Consider the following 496-nt stretch of genomic DNA (forward strand, 5'->3'; position numbering starts at 1 on the left):
TTATATCATTTCCATATCCGCCCCAAATGCTATCGTTTTTATCACTTCCAATTAGACTATCATTTAGCATTGCTCCACTTATGTTGCTTGGTGTGTCAATATCAGCCATAAAAAATGTTGATTTTAAATTCTCATTTAAATTTGGTTCATTTGAATTTGCGTAGTGAAGTATTGATTTATTATTTTGCATAAATGCTAAATCTTTTAAATCTGTGTTATTTAGCTTACTTCCGTCAGAAAATTCTAAATATGAAATTTTGTTTTCATTAGTGTAAAAGTCTTTGATTGTTATAGTGTTTTGATAATTTTTGTGATTGATGATTAAGTCGCTATTTGTTTGAGTGAAAGTTAGGTCTGATAGCTTTGTATTGTTTGTAAATTTGATGATATTTTTGTCGTTGTTGTTTGGATTAGTTTCTATTATAGTGTCTTTACCAAAATTATCATCAAATTTATAAGTATCGCTTCCTAAATTTCCTTGTAATATATCATTGCC

1 protein-coding gene is annotated in these 496 nt (G+C 27.6%); it reads right to left on the minus strand.

Annotated features, from left to right (window positions below):
* The coding region (locus F1B92_RS08710; RefSeq protein ID WP_154571447.1) for a calcium-binding protein at positions 1–496 on the minus strand (496 nt) is incomplete at both ends.

The organism is Campylobacter portucalensis, assembly GCF_009690845.1.
Classification (GTDB): Bacteria; Campylobacterota; Campylobacteria; order Campylobacterales; family Campylobacteraceae; genus Campylobacter_B; species Campylobacter_B portucalensis.